The following is a 26,835-nucleotide window of genomic DNA, read 5'->3' as shown; positions in this document are numbered from 1 at the left end:
GCCAAGGGCGCGTTAGCGTGAGTCACGAGGACCTCCAGTAGGTGGGTAGGTGTGGTAACCCCCTCCGTACTGGAGGTCCTCGCTATTCGTCTACGCCTCGCCGTTCACAACCTGATGAGGAACTACAGCTAGGCGTTCTCCTTGCGGAAGGTCGAGGTGCCCCACCAGGTGCCGAGGGCGGCGAGCAGCAGCGACCAGAGCGTGCCCCACAGGACCGCGGAGTCGCCGAGGTCGCCGGCGAAGGAGTCGCGGACGGCGTCGACGACGTACCGGAACGGCATGAAGTCGCTGAGCCGCTGCAGCCACTCCGGCCCGATCGTCATCGGCAGCAGGATCCCGCTCAGCAGCAGCACCGGCATCATCACGATGTTGATGACCGGCGCCATCACGTCCTCGCTCTTGGTGGTCAGCGCGAGCGCGTTGGAGGCGGCCGCGCAGGCGCCGCCGATCAGCAGCGTGATGACGATGCCGAGCACGACGCCGGCGGCCGAGCCACGCATGCCCATCAGGTAGCCGAGACCGACCAGGATCAGCGCCTGCACGAAGAGCTGGAGCACGTCGCGCATCAGCCGGCCGACGAGCAGCGCCGACCGCGCGGCCGGCGTCACCCGCTCGGCCTCGATGACGCCCTCGCGCCACTCGCCGATCAGGCCGAAGCCGGCGAAGAAGGCGCCGAACATGCCCAGCTGCACGAGCAGGCCGGGCACCAGGAACGTGTAGGCGTTGTCGGTGCTCACCCCGAACTGGTCGACCAGCGGTTCGAGCAGCGGGCCGAAGAGCACGAGGTAGAGCACCGGCTGCATGATCCCGATCAGGACCCAGGCGGGGTTGCGCAGGTTCATCCGGATCTGGCGCCGGAAGACGATCGTGCTGTCGCGGGCGAAGGCCATCAGGCGACCTCCTCCCGCTCGGTCTCCGGTTGCCCGTCCCCGGACTCGGCGTCGCGCAGCGAGCGGCCGGTCATGGTGAGGAAGACGTCGTCGAGCGTCGGCCGCAGCACCTCGATCGAGTCGAGCTCCACCCCCGAGGCGTCGAGGTCGCGCAGCAGACCGGGGACCACCCGGCCGGCGCGCTGCACCCGGCCGCGCACGTGGTGCCCGTCGGTCTCGACGGCCTGCGCGACCGTCGCGAGCCGCTCGGCGGCCAGCGCGACCTGGTCGTCGGCGGCGACCTCGAGGTCGACCAGGTCGCCCGAGACCTGCGCCTTGAGGTTGTCGGCGGTGTCGGCGGCGACGATCCGGCCCTGGTCGATGATGAGGATCCGGTCGGCGAGGGCGTCGGCCTCGTCGAGGTAGTGCGTGGTCAGGAAGACCGTCGCGCCGTGCTCGCGCCGCAGGTCGGCGATGTGGTCCCAGAGGTTCGCCCGCGCCTGCGGGTCGAGGCCGGTGGTCGGCTCGTCGAGGAAGACCAGCGTCGGGTCGTGGATCAGTCCCATCACCACGTCGAGGCGGCGCTTCTGCCCGCCGGACATGTTCTTGGGCATCCGCTTCCAGAGCCCGTCGAGCTGGAGCCGCTCGAAGAGCTCCTGCCCGCGGCGTACGGCGTCCGCCCGGCTCATGCCGTAGAGCATCCCGTGGTCGACGACCTCGTCCCCGGCGTACGCACCGGAGAAGGTGGCGCCGACCTGCGAGACGTAGCCGATGCTGCGCCGGACCTGGACCGGCTCGCGCACCACGTCGTACCCGGCGACGGTGGCGGTGCCGGCGGTCGGGCTGAGCAGCGTCGTCAGCATCCGCAGGGTGGTGGTCTTCCCGGCGCCGTTGGGCCCGAGGAAGCCGACCACCTCCCCCTCGGCGACGTCGAGGTCGACGCCGTCGACGGCGCGCACCTCCGTCGCCTGCTTGCCGCGGCCGGTGTGGAACGTCTGCACGAGTCCTCGTGCGGTGATCATGCGGTCTCCCTTGCTGGACGGGTCGGGTCGGGTCACGCCGACCAGAGAGGAGGACCGCTCCGGGGCCGCCGACTCATCGGCCGCGCCGACCGGTCCCAGAACGCGAGGTAGAGCGCGACGGCGCCGTCGCGGAGCTCCCAGTCGGCGACCGGTACGGCGGGCCGCGGGCCGGCGCCGTGCTGGACGACGGCCGGCCGCGGGCCGATCCGGACCAGCCACCAGTCGGGCACGTCGTCCGGCGCCACCAGCAGCACCGCCGGGGCGTCGGCGCGCAGCCGGACGGTCGCCGGCGTCGGCAGACCGGTCAGCAGGTCGTCGATCCCGTCGGCCGCGAGCTCGGGGGAGATCCAGGTCTCGGCCGGGTCCGGCGCCCGGCCGAAGGCCGCGGCCAGCGCGTCGACCGCGTGCATCGTGGTCTGGTGGCAGGCTCGCCGGGCCCAGATGTCGTGCGGAGCGCGCGTGAAGGCCTCGACCAGCTCGATCGCCCGGTCGCGCAGCCACTCCAGCGGCTCATCGGCGATCGGCTCGGCCGGTCCCGGCTCCTCCCCGCGGACCCGGGCCGCGACCTCGTGGTGCGCCTCGCCCTGGCGGGCGACCAGGTCGCGCACGGTCCAGCCCGGCCGGGTCGGCACCGGCGCGTCGAGCCCCGCGCGATCGGCGTACCGCACGAACGCGACCATCGCCACGCGCAGGCCCTCGAGGTGCTGCGCGACCGTGAGCTCGGTGGGCACCGCACGAGCGTGACAGGTGGACCCGGCATCGGCCCAACGGTTTAGGTTGACCCCATGGCCAGCAGCGCGCAGCCCTTCGGCATCGACTTCGGCGGCACCGGCATCAAGGGCGCCCCGGTCGACCTCGGGACCGGCGACTTCGCGCAGGAGCGCGAGCGGATCTCGACGCCGGACAAGTCGACCCCGGACAACATCGCGGAGATCTTCGTCGAGCTCCTCGCGAAGTTCCCCGACTGCACGGGCGCGGTCGGGGTGACCGTGCCCGGTGTCGTCCGCCACGGCGTCGTGCACTCCGCGGCCAACATCGACAAGGCCTGGATCGGCACCGACGCCGACAAGCTCTTCACCGAGGCGACCGGCCGCGAGGTGCACGTCGTCAACGACGCCGACGCGGCCGGCCTGGCCGAGGTCCGGTACGGCGCCGCCAAGGGTCGGTCCGGCCTGGTCATCGTGACCACGCTCGGCACCGGCATCGGCTCGGCGCTCGTCCACGACGGCGTGCTCGTGCCCAACTCCGAGCTCGGCCACCTCGAGATCGACGGCCACGACGCCGAGTCCCGCGCGGCCAACAGCGCGCGCACCCGCGAGGACCTCTCGTGGAAGCACTGGGCCAAGCGACTGACGACCTACTACCGCACGCTCGAGATGCTCTTCTCCCCCGAGCTGTTCGTGGTCGGCGGAGGCGTGTCGAAGGAGTCCGAGGAGTTCTTGCCGCTCATCGAGATCGACACCGAGATCATCCCCGCGCAGCTGCTCAACAAGGCCGGTGTCGTCGGCGCCGCGCTCTACGCCTCCGAGGGCGGCGGCTGACGCTCGAGGTCGTCGAAGGCGGCGACCACGCCGGCGAGGTAGCGCGCCACGACCGCGCGCTCCTCGCCGGTGAAGCCGCGGTCGAGCTCGTCGAGCGCCCGGAACATCGGCAGCAGGTGCGCCAGCACCTCCTCGCGCCCGGAGGCCGTGACCTCGACCTGGGTACGCCGGCGGTCGGCCTCGTGCGGCTCCCGACGTACGTGACCACGCTGGGCGAGCCGGTCCACCAGCCCGGTCGACGCGGCCGTGCTGACGTCGAGGATCCGGGCCAGCTCGGCGGGGCCAAGCGGCTCGCGCATGAGGTGCTCCATCGCGACCAGGTCGCTCTCGGACAGGCCGGCCCGGCGCGCGATCACGTGGCGGAGCCGGCCGCCGCGCTCGATCGCCTCGCGCAGCGCGAGCAGGCTCGGGGTCTGCTTCCACCCGTCGGCGAAGGAGCTGGCCGGACCCGCCATTTTCTCTCACCTGCTTAGTTGCTAAGTTAGTTAGTGACTCTATCGGAGGTGTCGATGTCCGTGCCCGAGCTCATCACCGCCCGGCGCTCCGCCTGGGCGGTCGTCGTCCTCCCGCTCCTGCTGGCCGGCATCCTCATCGCCGGTGTCGGTGAGGGACAGCGGACCACCACGAGCACGGACAGTCTCCCCGATGGCTACGACAGCACGCAGGGCACCGCGCTGCTCGACGACCTGCCCGACCAGGCGACCAGCGCGGCCGTCGTGCTCTTCACCGCCGACGCCGGCGAGCTCACGCGCGAGCAGGTCGCCGCGATCCGCGACGCGGCGCCCGACCTCGGGGCAGCCGGCGAGGTGCAGCCGTCGCAGGACGGCACCGCCGTGCTGACCGTCGTCCCGGTCCGATCGGGGTCCGCCACCGAGGTCGCCGACGAGGTCGAGGACCTCCGGTCCGCGGCCCGGGCCGCGGCGCCGGAGGGGGTCACCGCCCAGGTCACCGGACCGGCCGCCGTCCAGGCCGACCTGGCAGCCGTCTTCGACGGTGCCAACACGCGGCTGCTGCTCGCGACCGCGCTGGTCGTCGCCTTCCTGCTGGTCATCACCTACCGCAGCCCCTTCCTCTGGCTCGTGCCGCTGGTCGTCGTGGGCGTGGCGGACCGCCTCGCGGCGGTCGCGGCGACCCAGCTGATGGCCGGTCTGCACGTGGCTTGGGACGAGTCGACGACCGGCATCTTGTCGGTGCTCGTCTTCGGCGCCGGCACCGACTACGCGCTGCTGCTGATCTCGCGCTACCGCGACGAGCTGCGGCTCGAGGAGTCGCGCCACCGGGCGATGGCGGCCGCGCTGCGGCGTACGGCGGAAGCCGTGCTGGCCAGCGCGACCACCGTCGTGCTCGGCCTGCTCACCCTCCTGCTCTCGGCCTTCCCGACGACCCGCGGACTCGGGGTGGCCTGCGCCGTCGGCATCGTCGTCGCCGCCGTCTTCGCCCTGGTCGTGCTGCCTGCCGCCCTGGTCTGCTTCGGTCGCTGGGTCTTCTGGCCCCGCGTCCCGCACGTCGGCCAGGCCGTCACCAGCGAGTCGCCCACCCTGTTCCACCGGATCGGCGACCGTGTCGCACGCCATCCCGGCCGCGTCGTCGCCGGCACCCTGGTCCTGCTCGGAGCGCTGTCCGTCGGTGTGGGGTCGATCTCCCTGGGCCTGTCGCAGGCCGACCAGTTCCTCGACACCCCCGAGGCGATCGCCGCCTCCGAGCGCCTGGCGGAGTCCTACCCGGCCGGCGTCGCGGACCCCACCCAGGTGGTGACCGCCGACGACGCGGACCGCGTGCTGGACACGGTCCGGAGCACCGCCGGGGTGGAGTCGGCGCGCGTGAGCCAGTCCGGGGGCGGCGTGAGCGTGATCGACACGGTCCTCGCCGGCAGCGACACCGATGCCACGATCGAACGGCTCCGCGGCGAGCTCGCCGCCTACGACGACACCCACGTCACCGGCTCCTCGGCGCAGCGCATCGACGAGTCCGACGCCCAGGACCACGACCTGGAGCTGATCGTGCCGATCATCCTGGCGCTGGTGCTCGCCGGCCTCGTCGTGCTCCTCCGGTCGGTGGTCGCACCAGTCCTGCTCGTGCTGACGGTCGTGGCGACGTACGTCGCGGCCATGGGTGCCTCGTGGTGGCTCTTCGCCGGGCCGCTGGGCTTCGACGCCATGGACAGCGGGGTGCCGCTGCTGGCCTTCCTCTTCCTGGTCGCCCTCGGGGTGGACTACAACATCTTCCTGGTCACGCGGGCCCGTGAGGAGTCGACCGGGGCCGGTTCGCGCGGCGGGATGCTCCGCGCACTCTCGGCCACCGGAGGCGTGATCACCAGCGCCGGGATCCTGCTGGCCGCGGTCTTCGCCGTGCTCGGGGTGCTGCCCCTGGTCGTCCTGGCCCAGCTCGGCACCGTCATCTGCCTCGGCGTGCTGCTGGACGCCCTGGTGGTGCGGACGCTCCTCGTGCCGGCGATCGCGCTGGTGCTCGGCGACCGCTTCTGGTGGCCGCGGTCGGTCAGCGCTCGCATGCAGGATTCACCGGTGCACCGGTGAATCGCGCACTTCTCAGGCGTTGCATCGGCCGAGAAGTGACAGGGAAGCCTGAGAAGTACGGCGCCCCGCGTGCTTCCGCCGCCCGGTTCTCCACAGGCGGCAGACGAGCTGCGTCGTCCACAGACGGGCGGGGCAGGGATCTGCTCATGATGATCCCGCCCGAGCGTCCGGACGACGACCCCCGCAACGCGCCCGTCTACCTGCGCAAGACGCTGCTCGCCAACGGTCACGACGACCGCTCGATCCGACGGCTGGTCGATGCCGGGGTCCTGATCCGGATCCGCCCCGGCGCGTACACCGACAAGACGAACCACGACCAGCTCGATGCTGCCGGACGGCACGGGCTGCGGGCGCGAGCCGTCGTTCAGCGATCGTGCACCGACGTGGTGCTCTCCCACGTGTCCGGACTGCCGGAGTACGACGCGCCGGTCTGGGGGCTCGACCTCGCGGACGTCCACGTCACCAGACCCGACGGGCGGGCGGGTCGTCACGAGGCCGGGGTCCACCAGCACTGCGGGAAGCTCGCCGAGGACGACGTCGTCGACCGACACGGGGTCCGCGTCATCACGCCCACCCGGCTGGCGCTGGAGGTCACCACCGTCGCCTCGGCGGAGGCCGGCTTGGTGATCGTCAACCACTTCCTCCACTGCGGGATGACGACGGAGGAGGAGCTGCTGGAGCGATACGCCGTCATGGACCGATGGCCGAACACCCTCCGGACCGGCCTCGTGCTCCATCGGGCGAACGGGCTGGTCGAGTCGGTGGGCGAGAGCCGAACCCTGCACCTGATCCTCGACGCCGGCCTCCCCACGCCGGTGGCGCAGTATCCGATCAAGGACGAGTCAGGACGCATCATCCATCGTGTCGACTTCGCCTGGCCGGAGTTCGGTCTCTTCCTCGAGTTCGACGGCAAGGTGAAGTACGAGAAGCTCCTCAAGCCCGGGCAACGCGCCTCCGACGTCGTGATCGCGGAGAAGAAGCGCGAGCAGCGCATCTGCGAGCTGACCGGCTGGCGGTGCATCCGGATCGACTGGGCCGACCTCGCCCATCCCACCCGGACCGCCGAGCTCGTTCGCCGGGCACTCCGACAGGCCCGGGCCGCCTGACTTCTCAGGCGACCCCGTCACTTCTCAGGCGTTGCATCGGCCGAGAAGTGCAGCATTCACCGGTGCACCGGTGAATGCCGCATCGGCCGGGTCCTCCCGTCCGACCCGAGTCAGCCCTCCCCGCGGATAGCGGCGGCGACGGCCTTGGGGACGTCGGGGTGGAAGACGGTGGGGATGATGAAGTTCGGGTTGAGCTCCTCGTCCTTCACGACGAGGGCGATCGCCTCGGCGGCGCGCAGCAGCATCTCGATGGTGACCTCGTGGGCACGGGCGTCGAGGAGGCCTCGGAAGACGCCGGGGAAGGCCAGCACGTTGTTGATCTGGTTGGGGTAGTCCGAGCGACCGGAGGCGACGACGGCGGCGTACTTGTCGGCCTCGGCGGGGTCGACCTCGGGGTCGGGGTTGGCCAGCGCGAAGACGACCGCGTCGGGCGCCATGTCCTGGATCCACTCCGCCTTGAGCACCCCCGGGGCCGAGACGCCGATGAACACGTCCGCGCCGTGGAGGACCGTGTGCAGGTCGCCGCGGACGCGGCGCGGGTTGGTCGCCTCGGCCAGCTGCTGGTGGACCAGCGAGAGCGTGTCGTCGTCGGCCGACAGCGCGCCCGACCGGTCGACGACGACGACGTCGGTGACGCCCGCGGCCAGCAGCAGGGTGACGATCGCGGTGCCGGCCGCGCCACCGCCGGAGACGACGACCCGCACCTCGGGCAGCGCCTTGCGTACGACGCGCAGCGCGTTGGTCAGCGCCGCCAGCACCACGATGGCGGTGCCGTGCTGGTCGTCGTGGAAGACCGGGATGTCGAGCGAGGCGCGCAGCCGGCGCTCGATCTCGAAGCAGCGCGGGGCGGCGATGTCCTCGAGGTTGATGCCGCCGAAGCCCGGGGCGATCATCTCGACCGCGCGCACGATCTCGTCGGTGTCCTGGGAGGCCAGGCAGATCGGCCAGGCGTCGATGTTGGCGAAGCGCTTGAAGAGTGCGGCCTTGCCCTCCATCACCGGCAGCGCGGCGCCGGGGCCGATGTTGCCCAGGCCCAGCACGGCGGAGCCGTCGGTGACGACGGCGACCGAGTTGCCCTTCACGGTCAGCCGCGGGATGTCCTCGGGGTGGTCGGCGAGCGCCTGGCTGACCCGACCCACCCCCGGCGTGTAGGCCATCGACAGGTCGTCGCGGTTGCGCAGCGGCACCTTCGAGGTGACCTCGATCTTGCCGCCGATGTGCAGCAGGAAGGTCCGGTCGCTCACCCGGTAGACCTCGACACCGGCGACCTCGTCGACCGCCGCCTCGAGCCGCGCGGCGTGCTCCGCGTCGGCGGCCGAGCAGGTGACGTCGACGACCAGCCGCTCGTGGCTCGACTCGGCCACGTCGATCGCGGTCACGATCCCACCGGCCTGGGCGATCGCCGTCGCCACCGCTCCGACGACCCCGTGGTCGGGGGCGGTGTGGAGACGCATGGTGATCGAGTACGACGAGGTGGTGGCGGCCATGCCTCGAACCCTCCCCCTCGTCGTCGGTTACCGGCAAGTCGGGTCCGCGATGGCTGCCATCAGCGGGGCCGGGATCGGTGTGACGGTCGCCACAAGTTTGCACTCCTTGATTGATAGTGCAAGAATGCACTTCATGTCCGAGAGTGCAACCACGTCGCTGCGGGAGCAGAAGCGCTGGGAGACCAGCCAGCGGATCACCCTGTGCGCGCAGCGGCTCACCGACGAGCACGGCCTGGACGGCTTCACCATGGACGACCTCGCCGGCGCCGCCGAGGTCTCCCGCCGGACCCTCTTCAACTACTTCCCGAGCAAGCTCGACGCCGTGCTCGGGGAGCACCCCGAGATCCCGCCCGCCGTGCTCGCCACCTTCCACACCGGCGGCCCGCACGGCGACCTGGTCGAGGACCTGGCCGAGCTGGCGCGGGCCGTGCTCGCCGTCAAGCAGCCGGACCGCGGTCAGGTCGAGCTGGTCCGCCGGCTGATGTCGACCAACCCCCGCCTCCTCGTCGCCGCCCACGAGCGGTTCGAGGGGATCACCGAGGAGTTCACCGAGCTCGTGCTCGAGCGCGAGGGCGCGGGTTTCGACCGCGCCCGGGCGCGGCTGCTGCTGCGCCTGCTCCTCGCCCTGTTCGACACCGCGCTCGTCGAGCTGCTCCAGGAGGGCGAGACCCGCTCCCTGGACGAGCTCTTCGAGGTGCAGCTCGCCACCACCCGCCAGCTCTTCACGAGCTGATCCCACAGCCACCCACTAGCCAGGAAGCCCACACCCATGGCCACCCTGCTCTACCGACTCGGCAAGACCGCCTACCGGCGGTGGCCGGCCTTCATCGCCGGCTGGGTCATCCTCCTCGTCGCGGTCGGCGGCATCGCCGCCGGCTTCTCCAAGCCCATGACCGACGCGTTCTCCATCCCCGGCATCCCGTCGGAGAAGGCCGCGGACCTCCAGCAGGAGCTCTTCCCGGCCAGCGGCGACGCGCTCGACAGCGCCAACGTCACCGTCGTCGTGTCCGCCCCCGAGGGGCACACGCTCGACGAGTCGCGCTACTCCAAGGCCGTCGACTCCCTCGTGTCCGACCTCGAGGCCCTCCCGCAGATGCCCGAGGACGCGCAGCTCGCCAACCCGGTCCAGGCCGCCGACGCCCAGCGCCAGCAGCTGATCGAGTCCGCGCGCCAGAGCGGCACGCCTCCGGGAGAGGCCAAGGCGAACGCCGAGGCGCTCAGCCCGCTCTCCTCCGACCGCCAGGTCGGCACCATCTCCTTCGAGTTCGACGTCGACACCTCCGCGGACGTCGCGGCGTCGACCATCGACGACCTCACCGCCGCGATGGACCAGGCCCGCGACGCCGGCCTGACCGTCGAGGCCAACGGCCAGGGCCTCAGCGGCGACGTCGAGGCCGGCGGCTCCTCCGAGCTGATCGGCATCGCGGTCGCCCTCGTCGTCCTCGTGCTCACCTTCGGCTCGCTCGTCGCGGCCGGCCTGCCGATCCTCACCGCCGTGTTCGGCGTCGCGCTCGGCATCACCGGCGTCACCGCGATGACCGCCTTCATGGACATCGGCTCCAGCACCCCGATGCTCGCCTCGATGATCGGCCTCGCGGTCGGCATCGACTACACGCTCTTCATCCTGGCCCGCTACCGCAACGAGCTGCACCACACCGAGGACCGCGAGGAGGCCGTCGGCATCGCCGTCGGCACCGCCGGGTCGGCCGTGGTCTTCGCCGGCCTCACCGTGCTCATCGCCCTGAGCGCGCTGGCCGTCGTCCGCATCCCGTTCCTGACCGCCATGGGCCTGGCCGCGGCCGCGACCGTGCTGATCGCGGTGCTCGTCGCGCTCACCCTGCTGCCGGCGATCCTCGGGCTGCTCAAGTCCAAGGCCTTCGGCGGCCGGGTACGCCGCTACGCCCCGCACCGCGAGCCCGACGGCCACGTGCTCAACAACGGCGTCCGCTGGGCGCGCCTGGTCGGCAAGCGGCCGATCGCCTTCGTGCTCGCCGTGATCATCGGCCTCGGCGCCCTGGCGATCCCGCTGAAGGACCTCCACCTGGCCTTCCCGACCGACAGCACCGCCGCCAGCGACACCACGCAGCGCAAGGCCTCCGACCTCATCACCGACGCGTTCGGCCCCGGTCGTGAGTCCCCGCTGATGATCGTCGTCGACGCGACCGACGTACCGGAGAAGGACCGGCAGGCCTCGATCGCGCAGGTCGCCGACTGGGCCGAGGGCCAGCAGGACGTCAGCAACGCCCAGGTGATCGCCACGAACGACGCCGGGACCGGCGCGCAGATCCTGGTGACCCCGTCGTCGGGACCCGACGACACCGCGACCGAGGACCTGCTCCAGGACCTGCGCGACGAGCAGGCCGGCATCGAGTCCGACACCGGCACGGTGATCGGCGTGACCGGGCAGACCGCGATCCAGACCGACGTCTCCGAGCGGCTGGCGGACGCCCTGCCGATCTACCTCGCCGTCGTCATCGGGCTCGCGTTCCTGCTGCTGATGCTGGTGTTCCGCTCGATCCTGGTGCCGCTCACCGCGACGCTCGGCTTCCTGCTGTCGGTGCTCGCCACCCTCGGCGTCACCGTGGCGATCTTCCAGCAGGGCACCTTCGGGCTGATGGAGGGTCAGCCGATCGTGAGCTTCATGCCGATCTTCCTGATCGGCCTGGTCTTCGGGCTCGCGATGGACTACCAGGTCTTCCTGGTCACCCGGATGCGCGAGGCGCACGTCCACGGCTACTCCACCAAGGAGGCGGTCGTCGACGGGTTCCGCAACAGCGCCCGGGTGGTCACCGCGGCCGCCACGATCATGACCGCCGTGTTCGCGGCGTTCATGCTGCAGGACCAGGCGATCATCAAGTCGATGGGCTTCGCGCTCGCCGTCGCGGTGGTGTTCGACGCCTTCATCGTCCGGATGGTGCTCATCCCGGCGACGCTCTACCTGCTCGGCGAGAAGGCCTGGTGGCTGCCGCGCTGGCTGGACCGCCTGCTGCCGAACGTCGACGTCGAGGGCGAGAACCTCGACCGGCCCTACCTGCGTGACGGGTCGTACGACGAGGAGCTCGACGGGCTGGCCGAGGAGTCCGGCACCCGGTCGTAGCGCGATCGTTACCTGCGCCACTCCGGAAGCACGTTTGGGGCGGCCGCCACGAGGAGACATCTCCCGTGGCGGCCGTTCCGACTTCCAGGGGTGCCCAATGTCGATCCACTCGTTCGTGATCGTGGCCTTGATGGCCTTCGTGCTCCTCGCACCGACCCTGATGGTCGCCGTGCTGGTCTCCGGCCTCTCCCGCCGCACCGCCGCCGAGCCAGCCGTCGCCCCGGTCCTGGACCACCGCTAGAGGGGCCGGGCCTCCACCCGCGCCGGCTGCTGGTGGCCGACGGGGTTGGCGTGCCCGTCGAGGTGGACGACGACCCGGCGCCCACCGGTGTCGAGCACGACCCGGTCGGGGGCGATCTCGACCACCTCGCCGCGCACCTCCCAGCGGTCCTCGTCCAGCCGCTCGAACCGACCGCCGGGCGCGCAGCGGCCGACGTCGGAGAGCGCAATCATCTCGACCGGCCGCAGGCTCGCGCCGTACCGGACCACGAGCAGGACGGCGAGCACGAGCAGGAGGTCGATCGCGAGGGTCACCCCGACCAGGACGCCCCGACGCTCCACGTGGGCTCCGGTCACCGTGCTGTGCACCAGGGGCAGGTTGACCAGGACCGCCAGCAGGAGGGCGGCCGCGACGCCGCGCCTCACTGGAGGGTCGCGGTCAGCCGCATGAGGTTGTCGACGTAGCGCTGCGTGCGCGTCCGCTCGCGCCAGGCGTCGAGAGTGAGCTCGGTGGACAGCGCGCGGTAGGTGTCCTGGACCTCGCGCAGCCGGGCCACGATCTCCGGGCCGGTCATCATCATCACGACCTCATAGTTGAGGGCGAAGGACCGCATGTCCATGTTGCTCGACCCGACGACGGCGACCTGGTCGTCGACGGAGAAGTGCTTGGCGTGCAGCACGAACGGCTCGGGGTAGAGCCAGATCCGCACCCCCGCGATCAGCAGTGCCTCGTAGTAGGAGCGCTGGGCATGGGCGACCATGAACTGGTCGGCGGTCGCGCTGACGAAGAGCTCCACCTCGACCCCGCGCTGGGCCGCCGTGGTCACGGCGTAGAGCAGCGAGTCGTCCGGCACGAAGTAGGGGCTGGTCAGCGAGAGCCGGCGCTCGGCGGAGTAGAGCATGGTGTTGAAGAGCCGCAGGTTGTTCTCGGTCACGAAGCCCGGTCCGCTCGGCACCACCTGGATCCCGACGTCGCGGACGACGCCGGTGTCGCCCGGGCGCGGCTGCGCCGCGGGCGGTAGGACGGCCACGAGGTCGCGCAGCGTCTCGCCGGTCTCGGTGAACCAGTCGGTGGCGAAAACGACGTTGAGCTCCTGGACGGCCGGGCCCTCGACGCGGGCCATCAGCTCGACCCAGGCCCGGCCGAGCTTCTGGTTCTTCGGCTTGTCGTAGCAGGCCTCGATGAGGTTCTGCGAGCCGCTGAAGGCGACCCGGCCGTCGACGACCAGGATCTTGCGGTGGTTGCGCAGGTCGGGCCGGCGTACCTCGCCCTTGAGGGGCCGGATCGGCAGCATCGGCGCCCACTGGATGCCGGTGCCCTCGAGCCGGCTCAGCATGTCCTGGTAGACGGGGATGCCCTTGGACCCGATGTGGTCGAAGAGGAAGCGCACCTGCACGCCCCGCGCGACGGCCCGGACCAGCTCCTCGAAGAACGGCGCGGTCACCTCGTCCCACGCGGAGATGTAGAACTGCACGTGCACGTAGTGCTCGGCGCTCGCGACCTCGGCCGCCATCGCCGCCACGCACCCCTCGTAGTCGTCGATCAGCTCGACGTCGTTGCCGAACGACAGCGGGAGCACGCCGAGGTTGCGGTTGAGGTGCGCCATCGTGCGCACCAGGGGCGGCAGCTCCGCGTGCCGGTCGGCGTCCGCGAGCTCGTCGAGCGGGGCGGCGGCCAGGATCGCGGCGTTGACCTCCTCCTGCTGGGCCCGGCGCTTGCGGCCCACGGAGGTGCGGCCGAAGAGCAGGAAGACGACGAAGCCGAAGAGCGGTACGGCGATGATGAGGATCAGCCACGCCATCGCGGTCTGCGGGCGACGGCCGCCGGGCAGCACCACCAGGGCGCTGAGGATGATCGCGATCTCGACCGCGAGGACGATCGCGGCGATCGCGGCCGAGGGCGAGGAGAGAGCGCCCGTCAACCGAGGAGCTTCTGCTTGGCGGCCGCGAACTCCTCGTCGCTGAGGATGCCCTGCTGGTGCAGCTCGCCGAGCTGGGCGATCTTGGCGACCAGGTCGTCGCCCGCGGCCGCCGCCGGGGCGGGCGCGACCGGCGCGGGCGCGGGTGCCGCGGCGGGAGGGGCGGCGTACTGCTGCTCGCGGTAGGCCTCCGCCTCCGCGCGCTCCTGGGCGCGCGCCACCTGCCGGCGGTTGACCGCGTTGGACGTCGCGGTGGCGGTGCCGGCGATGACCGCGGTCCGCGCCATCGTGCCCACCAGGCCTGGACGACCCATCCGTCGCATCATGTCAGGCCTCCTCTGCGTCGGGATCTGCGTCGCGCTGGGGATCGAGCTGGGCCGCGAACGCCGCGTCGACGTCCTCGGGCGCGATCCGGCCGAAGAGGGCGATCTCCGCGCCGAGCGCCTCCAGGTCGTCGACGGCCTGCTTGGCCCACAGCTCCTCGAAGACGAGGGCGAGGCCCTGCTGGCCGTCGCCCAACGACTCCGCGAAGACCTCGAGGTCGGCGTCGCTGAGCAGGTCGTTCTCGTCGATGTCGAGACCGGCCAGCTCCGCAGGCAGCCCCTCCTCGAGGTCGAGGAGCGCGAGGTCACCGCTCTCGTCGCGCAGGGCCACGACGCAGTCGATGAGCCGGATCGTCCCGGCCTGCACCGGTCGTCGTACGACGCCCACCATGTCGGCCAGGCCGACGTCTCCTGGGAACGCCACGAACAGGACTTCGACCGGACCTCTCTCCATGTCGATCACAGTAGGGTCGGCCCTCTGGCGGGAGGTCACCCAAGTCGGGTGAGCCGCATGGGTCCGCGGTCCCCCACGATGGGGCCGAGCGAGCAGGACGGACGGAGCTGGCGTGACGATCACGAGCGAACCCGGTCGGACCGGGCTGCCCCGCGGCGTCGTCGTGATGCTCGGCTTCGCGACCACCGTCGTGGTGATCGCCGGCCTCAAGGCCGCGGCCGACATCATCGCGCCGGCCTTCCTCGCCCTCGTCCTCACGGTGACGGTCCACCCGCTGCGCCGGTGGCTCGACCGCTACATGCCGACCTGGGCCGCGTCCCTGGTCTGCACGGTCGTCGTCTACCTGCTGATCGTGGGCCTCGCTCTCGCGGTCGTCGTCTCCGTGGCCCGCTTCGCGACCCTGGTGCCGCAGTACACCCACGAGTTCGACCAGCGGATCGCGGACCTCACCGCACAGCTCCACGACGCCGGCGTCAGCCAGGACCAGATCGACAAGGTCGGGTCGTCCTTCGACCTCGGCCAGCTGAGCGGCTTCATCGGCGACCTGCTCGGAGCGCTGCTGGGGCTGGTCTCCAACCTGTTCTTCATCCTCGCGCTCGTCCTCTTCATGACGATGGACGGTGGCTCGTTCCCGCGGCAGCTCGAGCACGCCCGGGCAGCCCGGCCGCTGATCATCGAGGCGCTGTCGTCCTTCGCCCACGGGACCCGCCGCTACCTCGCGGTCTCGACGGTCTTCGGCCTGATCGTCGCCGTCCTCGACACGATCGCACTGGCGATCCTCGACGTGCCGGCGCCGCTGCTGTGGGGTCTGCTGGCCTTCATCACCAACTACATCCCCAACATCGGCTTCGTGATCGGCCTGATCCCGCCGGCCGTCCTGGCTCTGCTCTCCGGCGGACCGGGGCTGATGATCGCGGTGATCGTCGTCTACTGCGTGCTCAACGTCGTGATCCAGTCCGTGATCCAGCCGAAGGTGGTCGGCGACGCCGTCGGTCTCTCGGCGACCCTGTCCTTCATCTCGCTGATCTTCTGGGCGTGGGTGATCGGACCGCTCGGCGCGCTGCTGGCGATCCCGCTCACCCTGCTGGCGAAGGCGCTGCTCGTCGACATCGACCCCTCGACCCGCTGGCTGCGTCCGCTGATCTCCAACAAGGACGAGGAGCCACTGGCCGAGCCCGGGGTCGCCGGCGCGTCGTGAGCCCGGTCGGTCGCCGGGTCCGCGGCCGGCTCCGCGACCTGCGGCCGCGTCGCGCGGACCTGCGGGCGGACCTGGTGGCGGGCCTGCCGCGGGCGATCGGCAGCGTCCCGGACGGCATGGCGGCGTCCGTGCTCGCCGGACTCAGCCCCACCCACGGCCTCTACGCCTCCTTCGCCGGACCGATCGCCGGCGGCCTGAGCACCAGCACCCGGCTGATGGTGATCACGACGACGAGCGCCGCGGCGCTCGCGGCCGGCTCGACGCTCGCGGAGGTCGACCGGGCCGAACGCGCCGATGCGATGCTCTGGCTGACCCTGGTCGCGGGCGCACTGATGATCGCCGCCGCCGTGCTGCGGCTCGACCGGTTCATCCACTTCGTCTCCTACTCGGTGATGCTGGGCTTCCTCGGCGGCATCGCGACCAACATCGTGCTCGGCCAGCTGCCCACGCTGCTCGGGTCGCCGACCGAGGGCGGAGTCGCGGTCCAGAAGGCCTGGTACGTCGTCACGCACCCGGGCGGCGTCCACCTCGCGACCGCGGCCTGCGGGCTGGGCGCGCTCGCCCTCCTGGTCGGCCTCGGCCGGACCCGCTGGGCGACGTACGGCGCGCTCGTGGCGCTCGTCGTGCCGACCGCGGTGGTCTGGCTGACGGACGCCTCGACCGTCGCCCGCGTCTCGGACGGCGGCGCGATCCCGACGGGCCTCCCGACGCCCGGGCTGCCCTCCCCCGGCGCCTTCAGCCTGTCGCTGCTGGTCGGTGCGGCCTCGGTCGCCGCGATCGTGCTCGTGCAGGGCGCCGGCGTCGCCGAGGCGTTGCCCAGCCCCGACGGCAGCCGGTCGTCGGGACGCCAGGACTTCGCGGCCCAGGGCGTCGGCAACCTCGCGGCCGGGCTCGTGGGCGGGCAGGTCGTCGGCGGGTCCGTCAGCCAGTCGGCGCTCAACGTGGCCGCCGGAGCCCGATCACGCTGGGCGTCGGTCTTCAGCGGCTGCTGGATGCTCGCCATCCTGCTGATCTTCTCGGGCCTCGTCGGCCGGGTCGCGATGCCCACCCTGGCCGCGGTCCTGGTCTTCGCGGGGTGGTCGACCATCCGGCCCGCCGAGCTCTGGTCGGTCGCCCGGGCGGGGTCGATCCCGGCGATCGCGATGGTCTGCACCTTCGTCGCGGTGCTGGCGCTGCCCGTCGCCGAGGCGGTGGGCGTCGGGCTCGCGGCCTCCCTGCTGATGCAGCTCAACCGGGAGGCGCTGGACCTCCGGGTCGTCCGGCTCCGGCTCGACGACCGGGGCCGGCTCGTCCAGGAGCCCGCACCCAGCCGGCTGCTGCCGTACGACGTCCTCGTGCTCGACGTCTACGGCTCCCTCTTCTTCGCCGGCACCCGGACCCTGCAACGTCAGCTGCCGCCGCCGCCCGCCGCGAAGGCCGGGCCGCCCGGCCACGGACCGGTCGTGGTGCTGCGGCTGCGCGGGCGCTCGACCCTCGGCTCGACGTTCCTGAAGATGATCGGGGACTACGCGCACCAGCTCGCCGCCGTCGACGGTGCCCTCTACCTGTCCGGGGTCGACGCGGCCCTGGTGCGCCGCTGGGACCGCGACGGCACCACCCGCGCGTACGGCAACGTCCGGGTCTTCGAGGCCACCCCGGTGATCGGTGAGTCGACCACCTTCGCGATCCAGGTCGGTCGTACCCATCGCGTCAGTCCGGGATCGTGACCACCTCGACGACGCCGATCCCCAGCGAGTTCAGGAGGTTGAGCACTCCCTGGAGCTCCTGCTGGTCGGTCATCTCGCCGGTCAGGGTCGTGGTCGCCGGCTGCGTCCGCGCGACGAGGTGCGGGAAGGCGCCGCTGAGCTCGTCGGTGATCTCGGCGTCGACTCGGATCAGCATCCTGGTCATGCCGTCACCTCCGCGGTCGGGTCCGCCACCCACCGGTGTTCCCTTGGCAGGACGCTAAGTCCGCGACGACGCCCCGTCCTCATACGAAACGGGCGAGGACGGACCGGTGCCGGGCCGCTTGGCTGGGCGCATGAGCTCCCCCGCCCTCCCCGGCCCGTCGCCTCGGGGGCTCGCGCACGGCGGGCAGGGCCGATGGCGACCCTGACGGCGTGGCGCTTCGACAGACCGGACACCGCCGACCGCGCCGCCCGGCTGCTGCAGGGCGTCGGCCCCGGCGACCCGCCGATCGGCCACGCCGCCGCCGTCGTGGCCTGGCCCGCCCACGACCGGCGGCCGCTCACGAGGACGCTCGAGGTCGCTGACCCGGGTGCGCTGGGCGACGGCTTCTGGGGACTGCTCTTCGGCCTGGTGTTCTTCGTGCCCCTCCTCGGCGCCGCGCTCGGTGCACCGACCGGCGCTCTCGCCGGGTCACTCGCCGACGTGGGGATCGACGACCACTTCGTCAACCGACTGCGCGACCGGGTCACGCCCGGCACCTCCGCGCTGGTGGTGCTCGCCCCCGACCTCGTCGTCGACCGGCTGCAGGCCGCCCTCGCCGACGGTCCCCGTGCCGAGCTCATCCGGACCGATCTCGACCCCGACCACGAAGCCGCCCTGCGGGCCGTGTTCGGCGGGTGATCTCGACGACTCGCCGGGTCGGAAAAACTGACACGAGTTGAATCCGAGGGCTCGGGCGTCGAGACTCACCCTGCCGGGTGAGGGTCCGGCACAGGGAGACCACAGGGAGCGGCCATGGCGCGCACCAGCGGCATACCTGCTTCCGACCTGCCCGGGCGCGCCGCCCCGGCACCGGCCGCGCCGAGCCCGCGGCCGCCCGAGGTCCTGGTCTCCCGCAGCCGGCTCGACGGCTTCCTCGACGGGGTCCCCGACACGCTCGTCAACCTCGTCGTCGCCCCGGCCGGCTCGGGCAAGACCGCGGCCGCGGCCGCCTGGTCCGAGCGCGTACGCCGCTCCGGCCGCCAGGTCACCGTCGCCTGGACCAGGGGCGACCGGGCGGCGGAGGTCGAGGCGCAGCTGACCGCCCACCACTGCCCCGACGCCGGCCCGACCATCATCGTCATCGACGACGTGCACCTCCTCGCGCCCGAGCCGAGCCGGCTGCTCGCCGACCTGCTCGCCTCCGGCCCGGAGGCGGTGCGGCTGCTCCTGATCGGCCGGAGCGCCCCCGACGTCGTCCCGGTCTCGCTCGCCCTGTCCGGCTCGGTGCGCACGCTGCGCATCGACGACCTGCGCTTCACCGACGACGAGGCCGCCACCCTGGTCCGCACCCACCACCCCGACGCGTCGTCCGACGACGTCGCCGCCGTCATCGAGCAGGCCGACGGCTGGGCCGCCGCGCTCGTGCTCGGGGCCCGGGCGCTCGCGGGCTCCGCCAACGCGGCCGACGCCCGGGCCGCCCTGGCCGCCACCCGGCAGCCGGTGCTCGACTACCTGCTCCACGAGGTCTTCGAGGGCCTCGCCCCGGACCTCGCGACCGTGCTGCTCACCACCTGCCAGGACGCCCAGGTCACCGCCGACGACGCCGTGCTGCTCTCCGGCAACCCGCAGGCGCCCGCCGTCCTCGACCAAGCGGCCGCCGCCGGGCTGCTGGTCACCAGCTACCGCGAGGACGACGGCGGCACCACCGGCTGGCGCTACCACCCCCTGCTGCTCGACCTGCTCCGCCGGCGTACGGCGCCGACCGGCCCGGACTGGCCGGTCTTCGTCGCCGCGCACCGCCGCGCGACCGAGGTCTACCTCGACCGGCACGAGGCCGAGCTCGCGGTGCGGCACGCCCAGGTCGTCGGCGACCTCGACCTCCAGCTCCGGGTGCTCCGCGAGTTCGCGGCGGACCTGCTCACCCGGCGCCGGGCCGACACGCTCGCGGCGGCGCTCGGAGCGATCCCCATCGACGTCCGGGCCGAGCACCTCGACCTGATCGTCCTGCAGGCCACGCTCCTGCGCGCCCAGGGCCGGATCGACGCCGCGAAGGTCGCGACCGACCGTGCGCTGGAGGCGGAGGCGACCGCCCGCGGCCCGATCCCCCGCGGCACCGCCGCCCAGCTGGCGGCGCTCAAGCTGTGGCTCGCCCGCTACGGCTGGCTCGAGTCGCGCACCGCGATCGACAGGGCCGAGGCGGTCCTCGGCTGCCGTCACGACGAGGAGGTCAGCGCCCACGACCTCACGGGGATCGGGCCGCTGCCGGCCGCCTGGCTGACCCTCGAGCTGTCCTACTTCCAGACCTGGCTGGGTGACCACGAGCTCGCCACCATCCACGTCCAGGACGTCACGATGTACGCCCAGCAGGTCGACCTGCCGTCGCTGTCCCGGGCCTCACTCGCCCAGCGCGCGATGCTCGAGCTGGTCGCGGGGGCCTACCAGAGCGCGCTCACCACGGCGGAGTCGGTGCTGCTGATCCCGGCCGGCTCGCGGCACGACGTCGCCGACGCCCGCGCCCACCTGGCCCGCGGCTGGGGGCTCTTCCAAGAGCTCCGCGTGCCCGAGGCCGAGGCCGCGCTCGCGGCGTTCGACGCGACCCCGGGCGAGCTGCTCGACCCCCTCCTGATCTGCCTCGGCCGCCTGCTGCGGGCCTGCGTGCTCACCGCGAACGGCGAGGTCGAGGCCGCCCGCCGCGTGCTCGACAGCCGCGGCGACGTGCCCGGGATGCTCCCCCGCTTCATCCAGCGGCTCGACCAGCTGGTCCGGCTGCTGATCGCCGTCACCATGGGCGACCGGGTCGCGATCGAGGCCGTCGTGCTCGCCGCACGCGAGGTGGACGCCGAGCCCGAGGCGCTGCTCGCCGAGGCGCTGCTGGTCGGTCTCGGCGGCGACGAGCAGCGGACCGTGCGGCTGCTGACCGAGCTGCTGCCCCGCACCGTCGACCTGACCTCGACCATCGGCATGGCGGCCGCCGTCGCCCGGGTCGCCTTCCTGCACCGGCTCGGCACCCCGGCCTCGGTGCAGTCGGCGCGCGACCAGGTCCCCGAGCTGCTCGGCCGCGCCGCGCCCCAGCGCCTGCTGTGGATGCTCTCGCTCGGCAGCATGGTGAGTCCCGGCTTCACCGAGCTCATCGCCGCCCAGGCCGAGGGCCCCGACCCCCACCCCTTCGCGGCCCGAGCGAGCGAGACGCTGCGCGGCGTACGCCGCCCCTACCCGGACCCCGTCCCGAGCCGGGACCCCTCCCTGTCCGCCGGTGCCGAGGCGCTGCTGACCGCCCGCGAGCGGGAGGTGCTCGGCCAGCTGGCGCTCGGCGGCGGCAACGCCGACCTGGCACGCGCGCTCTTCGTCAGCGAGAACACCGTGAAGACGCACCTCGCGTCGATCTACCGCAAGCTCGACGTCGACCGACGCGTGGACGCCCTCCGCGTCGCCCGGGCCCGGGGGCTGATCTGACCCGCCGCGGCCGAGCACCGAGTTCGCATACGGCGCGTGCGGATATCACCCCGATCCTCATTCGCGGGGATGAGGACCACCATCGGTCGAGGTCATACTGTCCGGAGTTCACTGCAGACAGGGACCACCATGGCCGCATCGGGGTCGACCAAGGGGCCACGTGAAGCCGTGACGGGCCACGAGGCTGGGCACGAACCTGGGCACGACGCTGGGCACGTCCCTGCGCTGCCGCGGGACTACGTCCGCCGCGAACGCCTCTGGAGCCGGCTCGACGACGCGACCGAGGGAGCGGTCACCGTGCTCGTCGGTCCCGGGGGCGCCGGGAAGACGCTCGGCGTGGCCGGCTGGCTGCGCGACCGCCGCCGCGCCGCCGGCGCGCGCTGGGTCTCCGGCGACCTCGGCTGGGTCCCCGAGCGCCTCGACGCGGTGCTCACGCACCCCGGCCTCGTGGTCGTCGACGACGCCCACCGGCTGCCGCTGGCCACGATCCAGCACATCGATCGACTGCTCGACCGCGACCCGGGCTCGCTGCGGCTCGTGCTCGCCACCCGGTGGGACCTGCCGCTGACCCGGCTCGGCCCCGAGCTGCTCGGGCAGCTGACCCTGCTCCGGGGAGACCTGCTGCGCCTCGACGACGCCGAGTCCGCGGCCGTCGTGGCGGCCCACGCCCGCACGGGCTCCGCCGACGTCGCCACGGCGATCGCCAGCCGCAGCCAGGGCTGGTGCGCCGCCGTGGTCCTCGCCGCCCGGACGGTGGGTGCCGCCCCGGACCCGCTCGCGGCCGCCCGGCAGTACGCCCTGGGCCACTCGGCCACCGACCGGGTCGCGAGCGAGGTGTTCTCGACGCTGCGTCCGCGCGAGCGGCACCTGCTGCTGTGCGTCGCGAGCGAGCCGCAGGTCACCCCGCGCCTCGCCGAGCACCTGACCCGGGACCCCGGTGCCGGCGAGGTGCTCGCCGACCTCGAGCTGACCGGCCTGCTGGTCACCCGCGTGACCACGCCCGAGGGCCTCGACGACACCGAGGCGGAGACCCGCTACGCGATCCACCCGCTCCTGGCCGAGATCGTGCGTCGCCGGATCGCCAGCGGTGGCGTCGACGTGATGCGCGCGGCGTCGACGGTGCAGCGTGCCGTCCTCGTCGACGTCGCCCGCGGCGACACCGAGCGGGCGCTGCGCCGCCTCGTCGCGATCGGCGACCACGCGGCCGCGGCCGCCGTGCTGGCCAGCGAGGGACCGGCCCTGCTGCTCCGGGGTCACGGCGACCTCCCGCGCGAGCTGGCGTGGAGCGAGCGCTCCGCCCTCGAGGACAACCCCGAGACGTGGTTCGCGCTCGCCCTGGACCGGTGGTTCGTCGGCGACGTACGCCGGGCGGTGCACTGGCTCGACCGGCTGGTCGCAGCACCGGAGGGCGAGTGCCCGACCGCGCGGCTCGAGGCCGCATGCGCGGGTGTGATGCGCGCCCGGCTCGGGCTCGAGCCCCTCGGTCCGGCGATCGAGCGCGGCGAGGCGGCGTACGCCGCGACCCCGGCGAGCAGCAGCGCCGTCCTGCCCATCCTGCTCTGGGAGCTCGGCAGTGCCCATGCGTGGAGCGGCGACCTCGACCGCGCCGCCGAGCTGCACCTCACCGGAGCCCGGCTCGCCCGGGCGCTCGGCCTGCCGCGGCTCGAGGCCCCGATGCTGACGAGCCTGGCGCTGGTCGAGTACGCCCGCGGTCGCGTGCTCGCGAGCAACGAGGTGGCCGACGAGGCGGACGCGATCCTGGCGGCCCACGGCCTCGACCTCCCCTACTCCGTCGGCCGACTGGACCTGGTGCGCGGGCTCGGCGCGGCCAACGACGTCCCGACCCACCCCACGAGCTGGGTTTCCGAGCCGCTCACCTCGCTCCACGAAGCCGACCTCTTCACCGCCTTCTGGGCCCGGCTGCTGCGCGCCCGGATCGCGCTCGCGACCGGCTCGCTCCTCGCGGCCGAGCGGATCCTCGAGGAGCCGCTCCCCGTACCCCTGCCCCGTCACCTGGTCCTGACGGGCGCCGTCGAGCGTGCCCTGATGGCGACCCTGTCCCGCGACAGCGCCACGCTGCTCGCGACCGCCGAGAGGCTCGCGGCGCAGGGCTGCCCGGGTGACGCCGCCTTCGTCTCCGCGCTGCGCGCCGACCTCGCGGGCGACCCGCGGCGGGCCACCGCGCTGCTCGAGGAGGCCGTCCGTGACGGCCGCTGCCGGCAGCCCCACACCCGCGCGCACGCCGCCGTGCTCCTCGCCCAGCTCCTCGACGCCACCGGCGACGGCCGGGCGGCGCGCGAGGCGCTGACCGAGGCGCTGTCCCTGACCGAGGTGCGCCGCGACGTCATCCCGTTCCTCGACTGGAGCTGGCACGGCACCCGGGTGCTGCCGCTCCTCCAGCGCCACCTCGAGACGCAGCCGTCCGAGTGGGGCACCGAGCTGCTCGCGATCGTCACCGACGTGCCCAGCCTGGTCACGACGTACGGCCCCCGTACCGCGGGCGAGACCGAGGAGCCGCCGGCGGTCCCGGCGCCGCTGCTCAGCCCGCGGGAGAGGGACGTGCTCCTCGAGCTGGCCCGCGGGTCGACGTACGCCGACATCGCCGGCAGCCTCTTCGTCTCCGAGAACACCGTGAAGACCCACGTGTCCAGCCTCTACGCCAAGCTGGCGGTCAACCGCCGCAGCGCCGCCCTGGCCGCGGCCCGCGCGATGCGCCTCCTCTGACCGGGCCGATCACCCAGAACGGGTGAAGGTCACGCCGCGTCCGCAGCACCAGACTCGAGATGACTCGGGACCAGGTGAGAGGGCAGGCAGATGAACGAGGACTTCAACGGCCACATCGAGCTCGACGTGCGGGACTCGACGCCGGACTGGACGCCGTACGCGCTGAAGGTCGCGCCGGACGGTGCGCCGAACGTCCTCGTGGTCCTCTACGACGACACCGGGCTCGCCGCCTGGTCGCCGTACGGCGGTCGCATCAACATGCCCACCATGGATCGGCTCGCGCGCGACGGGCTCACCTACACGCAGTGGCACACGACCGCCCTGTGCTCGCCGACCCGATCGACCTTCCTCACCGGCCGCAACCACCACGTCAACCGGTGCGCCACGATCATGGAGGCCACCGACGGCTTCCCGGGTGCCGCGGGTCGGATCCCCCCGGAGTGCGCGACGATCAGCCACCTCCTCCAGGACAACGGCTGGTCGACCTTCTGGGTCGGCAAGGACCACAACGTGCCCGAGGAGGACAACGCCCCCGGCGGCAACCGGTCCATGTGGCCGCTCCAGCTGGGCTTCGACCGCTTCTACGGCTTCCTCGGGGGCGAGACGAACAACTGGTATCCCGACCTGGTCGAGGACAACCACTTCATCGAGCAGCCCTCCTCCCCCGAGGAGGGCTACCACCTCTCGAAGGACCTCGCCGACCAGGCGCTCGCGATGCTCCGCAACCAGCAGGCGTCGAACCCGTCGAAGCCCTGGTACCTGTGGTTCTGCCCCGGCGCCAACCACGCCCCGCACCACGCGCCCGAGGAGTACATCAAGAAGTACGAGGGCGCCTTCGACGACGGCTACGAGGCCTACCGCGAGTGGGTGCTCGCCCGGATGATCGAGCGCGGCATCATGCCGGAGGGCACGGAGCTCACGCCGCTCAACCCGATGCCCGAGGAGGCCGCCAACCCGGCCGACTTCGTCCGGCCCTGGGACGAGCTCGCCGACGACGAGAAGCGGCTCTTCAGCCGCTTCGCCGAGGTGTACGCCGGCTTCTCGGAGTACACCGACGCCCAGGTCGGCCGGATCATCGACTACCTCGAGGAGACCGGCCAGCTCGACAACACCCTGGTCTTCTACTGCGCCGACAACGGCGCCTCGGGCGAGGGCTCGCCCAACGGGTCGGTCAACGAGAACAAGTTCTTCAACGGCTACCCCGACGACCTCGCCGAGAACCTCGCGATGCTCGACAAGCTGGGCAGCGCCGACACCTACAACCACTACCCGACCGGCTGGGCAGCGGCGTTCTCCTCGCCGTTCCAGATGTTCAAGCGCTACTCGCAGTTCGCCGGCGGCACCTGCGACCCGATGGTGATCCACTGGCCGAAGGGGATCGAGGCGAAGGGCGAGATCCGGCACCAGTACCACCACTCGACCGACATCGTCGCGACGATCCTCGACGTGACCGGGCTCGAGATGCCCGCCGCCTACCGCGGGGTCGATCAGCACCCGCTCAACGGGGTCTCGATGCGCTACAGCTTCGACGCGCCCGCCGACGGTCCGACCGAGAAGACCGTGCAGTACTACGCGATGCTCGGCACCCGCGGCATCTGGAAGGACGGCTGGAAGGCCTCGGCCGTCCACGCCCCGATCAGCGGCAAGGGCAACTTCGCGCAGGACGCCTGGGAGCTCTACCACGTCGCGGAGGACCGCTCGGAGTCGAAGGATCTCGCCGCCGAGATGCCCGAGAAGCTCCAGGAGCTGGTCGACGCCTGGTTCGCCGAGGCCGAGGCCAACTACGTGCTGCCGCTCGACGACCGCACGGCCGTGCAGCTGACCACCATCCAGCGCCCGCAGGTCGAGCCGCCGCGCGAGCGCTACGTCTACTACCCCGGCGCCGTCGCCGTCCCCGAGAGCGTCGCCGTCAGCGTGCGCGGCCGGTCGTACAAGATCATCGCGGACGTCATCCTCGACGAGGGGGCGCAGGGCGTGATGTTCGCCCACGGCTCGCGCTTCGGCGGCCACGCGCTCTTCCTCCAGGACGGGAGGCTGCACTACGTCTACAACTTCCTCGGCATCCCGCCCGAGCAGTCCTTCAGCTCCGAGGCGCTCACGCCGGGGCCGCACGCGCTCGGCGTCGAGTTCGTCCGCGAGGGCGCGGGGCAGTACGGCGAGTCGACCGGCACGGCGAAGCTCTACGTCGACGACCAGGTCGTCGCCGAGGGTCCGATGCGCGCCCAGGTCGGCAAGTTCACCCTCTGCGGCGACGGCCTGTGCGTCGGCTTCGACAGCGCCGACACCGTGAGTCGGCAGTACACCAACCCGTTCCCGTTCAGCGGCGGCAAGCTGCTCGCGGTGACGGTCGACGTCAGCGGCGAGTCCTACCTTGACCTGGAGCTCGAGGCAGCGGCCATGCTGTCGCGTGAGTGAGGAGTGAGATGAGCAAGCACGCATCCGGCCACGCCGAGGTGGTCGAGGTCGAGCCGTTGCCGCTGGGGCTCGCCCAGCTGGCCGACCACTGGGCGTGGGTCCTCGCCTACGGGCTGATCACCCTCGGTCTCGGGATCGTGCTGGTGGTCTGGCCGCACGCCACGGTCGGCGTGTTCGTCGCCCTCCTCGCCATCCAGCTGATCGTCGGAGGCGTCTTCAACATCGTCCGCGCCCTCTCGATGAGCCGGGCCGACGGCGGGATCCGCGCCCTGGTCGGGCTGCTGGGCGGCGTCTGCCTGGTCGTCGGCCTGCTCATCCTGCGCGACCCGCTGCAGACCGTGGTCGTGCTCGGGATGGTCCTCGGCGTCCTCTGGGTGGTGTCCGGCGTCATCGGCATCATCGGTGCCGTCGTGGCCCCACCTCCTGAGGGCCGTGGCTGGGAGCTGCTCGGCGGGATCGTGAGCCTCCTCGGCGGTGGGTTCCTGCTCGTCTACACCGACATCTCGCTGCACGTGCTGGTCGTGTTCGTCGCGATCTGGCTGATGGTCGCGGGCCTGATCGCCGTCGCAGCCTCCCTCCGGCTCCGGACCCTCGGAAGGGCCTGA

Annotated in this window: 23 protein-coding genes; 13 read left to right on the top strand and 10 right to left on the bottom strand. The window is 72.4% G+C overall.

The window, feature by feature from the left end:
• Nucleotides 1-128: 128 nt before the first annotated feature.
• From K8U61_RS08790 to K8U61_RS08780, 3 genes are read right to left on the bottom strand one after another with little or no spacing between them, the layout of a single operon-like run.
• Complete coding sequence (locus K8U61_RS08790; protein ID WP_224122621.1) at nt 129-890, bottom strand: ABC transporter permease; 762 nt, start codon at nt 888-890, stop codon at nt 129-131.
• Nucleotides 890-1,891: an ATP-binding cassette domain-containing protein gene (locus K8U61_RS08785; RefSeq protein WP_224122620.1), complete on the bottom strand. Its 1,002-nt coding sequence runs from the start codon at nt 1,889-1,891 to the stop codon at nt 890-892. Before K8U61_RS08785 ends, K8U61_RS08790 begins: the two co-directional genes overlap by 1 nt.
• Nucleotides 1,892-1,923: 32 nt before the next feature.
• Complete coding sequence (locus K8U61_RS08780) at nt 1,924-2,622, bottom strand: maleylpyruvate isomerase N-terminal domain-containing protein (RefSeq protein WP_224122619.1); 699 nt, start codon at nt 2,620-2,622, stop codon at nt 1,924-1,926.
• 54 nt (nt 2,623-2,676) lie between these two features.
• Between K8U61_RS08780 and ppgK the strand changes: the two genes are divergently transcribed.
• Nucleotides 2,677-3,432, top strand: coding sequence for a polyphosphate--glucose phosphotransferase (gene ppgK / locus K8U61_RS08775; protein ID WP_224122618.1), 756 nt, complete (start codon nt 2,677-2,679; stop codon nt 3,430-3,432).
• Here the strand turns inward: ppgK and K8U61_RS08770 are convergent.
• The gene (locus tag K8U61_RS08770; RefSeq protein WP_224122617.1) at nt 3,408-3,887 is read right to left on the bottom strand and encodes a MarR family winged helix-turn-helix transcriptional regulator; all 480 of its coding nucleotides are present in this window, start codon (nt 3,885-3,887) and stop codon (nt 3,408-3,410) included. The genes ppgK and K8U61_RS08770 overlap by 25 nt on opposite strands.
• Nucleotides 3,888-3,941: 54 nt before the next feature.
• Here K8U61_RS08770 and K8U61_RS08765 point away from each other — a divergent pair, with 54 nt between their 5' ends.
• Nucleotides 3,942-5,966 (top strand): MMPL family transporter, encoded by a 2,025-nt coding sequence (locus tag K8U61_RS08765; protein WP_224122616.1) that lies wholly within the window; start codon nt 3,942-3,944, stop codon nt 5,964-5,966.
• 146 nt (nt 5,967-6,112) lie between these two features.
• Nucleotides 6,113-7,072 carry a putative endonuclease domain-containing protein gene (locus K8U61_RS08760; RefSeq protein ID WP_224122615.1) on the top strand — a complete coding sequence of 320 codons (960 nt, stop codon included), beginning with the start codon at nt 6,113-6,115 and terminating at the stop codon, nt 7,070-7,072.
• Nucleotides 7,073-7,182: 110 nt separating this feature from the next.
• Here the strand turns inward: K8U61_RS08760 and K8U61_RS08755 are convergent, their stop codons facing one another.
• Entirely contained in the window at nt 7,183-8,559 is a 1,377-nt protein-coding gene (locus K8U61_RS08755; protein ID WP_224122614.1) for an NAD-dependent malic enzyme, read from the bottom strand.
• 133 nt (nt 8,560-8,692) lie between these two features.
• Here K8U61_RS08755 and K8U61_RS08750 point away from each other — a divergent pair, with 133 nt between their 5' ends.
• The 3 genes from K8U61_RS08750 to K8U61_RS08740 all read left to right on the top strand — a co-directional run bounded on the left by K8U61_RS08750 (nt 8,693) and on the right by K8U61_RS08740 (nt 11,897).
• Nucleotides 8,693-9,292 (top strand): TetR/AcrR family transcriptional regulator, encoded by a 600-nt coding sequence (locus tag K8U61_RS08750; RefSeq protein WP_224122613.1) that lies wholly within the window; start codon nt 8,693-8,695, stop codon nt 9,290-9,292.
• Nucleotides 9,293-9,328: 36 nt separating this feature from the next.
• Nucleotides 9,329-11,656, top strand: coding sequence for an MMPL family transporter (locus K8U61_RS08745; RefSeq protein ID WP_224122612.1), 2,328 nt, complete (start codon nt 9,329-9,331; stop codon nt 11,654-11,656).
• Between the two features lie 97 nt (nt 11,657-11,753).
• Nucleotides 11,754-11,897 (top strand): hypothetical protein, encoded by a 144-nt coding sequence (locus tag K8U61_RS08740; protein WP_224122611.1) that lies wholly within the window; start codon nt 11,754-11,756, stop codon nt 11,895-11,897.
• Here the strand turns inward: K8U61_RS08740 and K8U61_RS08735 are convergent.
• The 4 genes from K8U61_RS08735 to K8U61_RS08720 are packed head-to-tail and all read right to left on the bottom strand — an operon-like array spanning nt 11,894 to nt 14,541.
• Nucleotides 11,894-12,301 (bottom strand): hypothetical protein, encoded by a 408-nt coding sequence (locus K8U61_RS08735; RefSeq protein ID WP_224122610.1) that lies wholly within the window; start codon nt 12,299-12,301, stop codon nt 11,894-11,896. The genes K8U61_RS08740 and K8U61_RS08735 overlap by 4 nt on opposite strands.
• On the bottom strand, nt 12,298-13,797 hold the full coding sequence (gene cls, locus K8U61_RS08730) for a cardiolipin synthase (protein ID WP_224122609.1): 1,500 nt from the start codon (nt 13,795-13,797) through the stop codon (nt 12,298-12,300). The genes K8U61_RS08735 and cls overlap by 4 nt, the downstream gene beginning before the upstream one ends.
• Nucleotides 13,794-14,108 (bottom strand): SHOCT domain-containing protein, encoded by a 315-nt coding sequence (locus tag K8U61_RS08725; protein WP_224122608.1) that lies wholly within the window; start codon nt 14,106-14,108, stop codon nt 13,794-13,796. The genes cls and K8U61_RS08725 overlap by 4 nt, the downstream gene beginning before the upstream one ends.
• 13 nt (nt 14,109-14,121) lie before the next feature.
• Nucleotides 14,122-14,541 carry a hypothetical protein gene (locus K8U61_RS08720; RefSeq protein WP_224122607.1) on the bottom strand — a complete coding sequence of 140 codons (420 nt, stop codon included), beginning with the start codon at nt 14,539-14,541 and terminating at the stop codon, nt 14,122-14,124.
• A gap of 142 nt (nt 14,542-14,683) precedes the next feature.
• Between K8U61_RS08720 and K8U61_RS08715 the strand changes: the two genes are divergently transcribed.
• Both K8U61_RS08715 and K8U61_RS08710 read left to right on the top strand, forming a co-directional pair.
• Nucleotides 14,684-15,769, top strand: a complete 1,086-nt coding sequence (locus K8U61_RS08715; RefSeq protein ID WP_224122606.1) for an AI-2E family transporter — start codon at nt 14,684-14,686, stop codon at nt 15,767-15,769.
• Nucleotides 15,766-17,475: a SulP family inorganic anion transporter gene (locus K8U61_RS08710; protein ID WP_224122605.1), complete on the top strand. Its 1,710-nt coding sequence runs from the start codon at nt 15,766-15,768 to the stop codon at nt 17,473-17,475. Before K8U61_RS08715 ends, K8U61_RS08710 begins: the two co-directional genes overlap by 4 nt.
• On the opposite strand, the gene K8U61_RS08705 is transcribed toward K8U61_RS08710, so the two are convergent.
• Complete coding sequence (locus tag K8U61_RS08705) at nt 17,459-17,659, bottom strand: DUF8691 family protein (RefSeq protein WP_224122604.1); 201 nt, start codon at nt 17,657-17,659, stop codon at nt 17,459-17,461. The two genes, K8U61_RS08710 and K8U61_RS08705, sit on opposite strands and share 17 nt — an antisense overlap.
• A gap of 192 nt (nt 17,660-17,851) precedes the next feature.
• Between K8U61_RS08705 and K8U61_RS08700 the strand changes: the two genes are divergently transcribed.
• The 5 genes from K8U61_RS08700 to K8U61_RS08680 all read left to right on the top strand — a co-directional run bounded on the left by K8U61_RS08700 (nt 17,852) and on the right by K8U61_RS08680 (nt 26,835).
• Nucleotides 17,852-18,337, top strand: a complete 486-nt coding sequence (locus K8U61_RS08700; RefSeq protein ID WP_224122603.1) for a DUF1269 domain-containing protein — start codon at nt 17,852-17,854, stop codon at nt 18,335-18,337.
• A 114-nt stretch (nt 18,338-18,451) separates the two neighbouring features.
• On the top strand, nt 18,452-21,091 hold the full coding sequence (locus tag K8U61_RS08695; RefSeq protein WP_224122602.1) for a helix-turn-helix transcriptional regulator: 2,640 nt from the start codon (nt 18,452-18,454) through the stop codon (nt 21,089-21,091).
• 168 nt (nt 21,092-21,259) lie between these two features.
• Entirely contained in the window at nt 21,260-23,815 is a 2,556-nt protein-coding gene (locus K8U61_RS25415) for a LuxR C-terminal-related transcriptional regulator (RefSeq protein WP_224122601.1), read from the top strand.
• Nucleotides 23,816-23,905: 90 nt separating this feature from the next.
• Nucleotides 23,906-26,230 (top strand): sulfatase-like hydrolase/transferase, encoded by a 2,325-nt coding sequence (locus K8U61_RS08685; RefSeq protein ID WP_224122600.1) that lies wholly within the window; start codon nt 23,906-23,908, stop codon nt 26,228-26,230.
• 8 nt (nt 26,231-26,238) lie between these two features.
• Nucleotides 26,239-26,835 carry an HdeD family acid-resistance protein gene (locus tag K8U61_RS08680; protein WP_224122599.1) on the top strand — a complete coding sequence of 199 codons (597 nt, stop codon included), beginning with the start codon at nt 26,239-26,241 and terminating at the stop codon, nt 26,833-26,835.

The sequence above is a fragment of the Nocardioides mangrovi genome (genome assembly GCF_020073815.1).
GTDB classification, from domain to species: Bacteria; Actinomycetota; Actinomycetes; order Propionibacteriales; family Nocardioidaceae; genus Nocardioides; species Nocardioides mangrovi.
Note: the sequence above shows the minus strand (reverse complement) of the source record. Positions and strands in the feature narration are given on the sequence as shown.

Bases quoted from the DNA above. Each gene is read 5' to 3' on its own strand.
- K8U61_RS08790 (WP_224122621.1), bottom strand. From the start codon at position 890: ATGGCCTTCGCCCGCGACAGCACGATCGTCTTCCGGCGCCAGATCCGG.
- K8U61_RS08785 (WP_224122620.1), bottom strand. From the start codon at position 1,891: ATGATCACCGCACGAGGACTCGTGCAGACGTTCCACACCGGCCGCGGC.
- ppgK (WP_224122618.1), top strand. From the start codon at position 2,677: ATGGCCAGCAGCGCGCAGCCCTTCGGCATCGACTTCGGCGGCACCGGC.
- K8U61_RS08770 (WP_224122617.1), bottom strand. From the start codon at position 3,887: ATGGCGGGTCCGGCCAGCTCCTTCGCCGACGGGTGGAAGCAGACCCCG.
- K8U61_RS08765 (WP_224122616.1), top strand. From the start codon at position 3,942: ATGTCCGTGCCCGAGCTCATCACCGCCCGGCGCTCCGCCTGGGCGGTC.
- K8U61_RS08760 (WP_224122615.1), top strand. From the start codon at position 6,113: ATGATGATCCCGCCCGAGCGTCCGGACGACGACCCCCGCAACGCGCCC.
- K8U61_RS08755 (WP_224122614.1), bottom strand. From the start codon at position 8,559: ATGGCCGCCACCACCTCGTCGTACTCGATCACCATGCGTCTCCACACC.
- K8U61_RS08750 (WP_224122613.1), top strand. From the start codon at position 8,693: ATGTCCGAGAGTGCAACCACGTCGCTGCGGGAGCAGAAGCGCTGGGAG.
- K8U61_RS08745 (WP_224122612.1), top strand. From the start codon at position 9,329: ATGGCCACCCTGCTCTACCGACTCGGCAAGACCGCCTACCGGCGGTGG.
- K8U61_RS08740 (WP_224122611.1), top strand. From the start codon at position 11,754: ATGTCGATCCACTCGTTCGTGATCGTGGCCTTGATGGCCTTCGTGCTC.
- K8U61_RS08725 (WP_224122608.1), bottom strand. From the start codon at position 14,108: ATGGGTCGTCCAGGCCTGGTGGGCACGATGGCGCGGACCGCGGTCATC.
- K8U61_RS08705 (WP_224122604.1), bottom strand. From the start codon at position 17,659: ATGACCAGGATGCTGATCCGAGTCGACGCCGAGATCACCGACGAGCTC.
- K8U61_RS08700 (WP_224122603.1), top strand. From the start codon at position 17,852: ATGGCGACCCTGACGGCGTGGCGCTTCGACAGACCGGACACCGCCGAC.
- K8U61_RS08695 (WP_224122602.1), top strand. From the start codon at position 18,452: ATGGCGCGCACCAGCGGCATACCTGCTTCCGACCTGCCCGGGCGCGCC.
- K8U61_RS08685 (WP_224122600.1), top strand. From the start codon at position 23,906: ATGAACGAGGACTTCAACGGCCACATCGAGCTCGACGTGCGGGACTCG.
- K8U61_RS08680 (WP_224122599.1), top strand. From the start codon at position 26,239: ATGAGCAAGCACGCATCCGGCCACGCCGAGGTGGTCGAGGTCGAGCCG.